At 80.1% G+C, this 1,395-nt stretch carries 1 protein-coding gene; it reads right to left on the bottom strand.

All coding sequences use genetic code 11. From position 1 onward, the window contains the following. The coding region (locus GPJ59_RS36225) for an acyltransferase domain-containing protein (RefSeq protein ID WP_219672357.1) at window positions 1–1,395 on the bottom strand (1,395 nt) is incomplete at both ends.

The following is a 1,395-nucleotide window of genomic DNA, read 5'->3' as shown; positions in this document are numbered from 1 at the left end:
TCCTCAGCGGAACCCGGCCCGGCCTGCGGTGCAGCGGCCCGGGCCGGCGCCGCCTCCGGCGCCGCGGGGCCCTGCGCCCGGAAGCGGTGCTCGGCCGAGAAGGCGTACGCGGGCAGCCGCTCGGTCCGCCGCCAGGCCGGCTCGTACAGCTCGTCCCAGAGCGGCTCCAGCCCCGACCGGTACAGCGCCGCGACCGCCTCGGCCAGCTCGGCGGCGCCCGCGTCGGGCCCCGGCGCCGGGTGCAGCAGCCGTACGCCGTCCACCGCCCCGCTGCGGCCTGCCAGGTGGATCAGCTGCGGGGCCGGGCCGATCTCGACCAGGCAGGTCGGGGCGGTCTGCGCCACCAGGTCGGCCAGGGCGTCGGCGAACAGCACCGGCTCGGCGGCCTGCGCGGCCCAGTACGCGCCGTCCAGCGGCTCGTCGGCGAGCAGCCGCCCGTACCGGGTCGAGGCGAAGGGAAGGCGCAGCGCGGCGGGCCGCACCCGGTCCGCCGCGGCGGCGAACGGGGCCAGGGCGGGAGCCACCAGCGGCGAGTGGAAGGCGTGCGAGACGGCCACGTCACGGCAGTCGACGCCGTGGCCGCGCAGCACCTGCGCGGCCCGCTCCAGGGCCTCGCGCGCGCCCGACAGCACCGTGCTGCGGGGGCCGTTGACGGCCGCGAGGAAGACGCCCGGCAGGTCCCCGACCAGCTCGGCGGTCTCCTCCCGGCCGGCCCGCACCGACAGCATGCCGCCGCCGTCCGGCAGCGCGTCCATCAGCCGCGCCCGCTCGGCGACCAGGGCGGCGGCCTGCTCCAGCGTGAGCGCCCCCGCGCACACCGCGGCGGCGAACTCGCCGACGCTGTGGCCGAGGACGGCGTGCGGCCCGGCCCCCAGGTCGCCGAGGGCCGCCGACAGGGCGTACCCGACGGCGAACAGGGCGGGCTGGGCCCGGCCCGTGCGGTGCACGGCCGGGTCGCCGGCCAGCAGCAGGTCGCGTACGGAGGCCCCCAGGGGCGGGGCGAGCGCCGCGTCGGCCTCGTCCAGGCGGCGGCGGTACAGCGGCGACTGGCGGTACAGCCGCGCGGTCATGCCCGGCTCCTGCACGCCCTGGCCGGTGAAGAGGAAGCCGACGACCGGCGGCCTCCAGGCCCGGTCGGCGATCCCGGCCGCGAGCCGCTCGTCCTCGGCGGCCGCGCGCAGCGCCGCGGCCAGCTCGACGGTGTCGCAGGCCGGGAAAGCGGCCCGGTACGGCAGCCCGGTCTTGACCCGGTTGCTGGTCCAGCACAGCGCGGCCGCCTCCCCGCGGGGGCGGGCGGCGACGGCCTGCGCCTGCACGGCCAGGTTGCGGCGCAGCGCCTCCGGGGTGTCGGCGGACACGGTGAACACGCCGACGGGCGCGGCCGCGGCCCGGCGC

This window comes from Streptomyces bambusae (genome assembly GCF_019400985.1).
Taxonomy (GTDB): Bacteria; Actinomycetota; Actinomycetes; order Streptomycetales; family Streptomycetaceae; genus Streptomyces; species Streptomyces bambusae_A.
The sequence above is the reverse complement of the archived record's forward strand: the minus strand, read 5'-3'. Positions and strand labels throughout refer to the sequence as shown.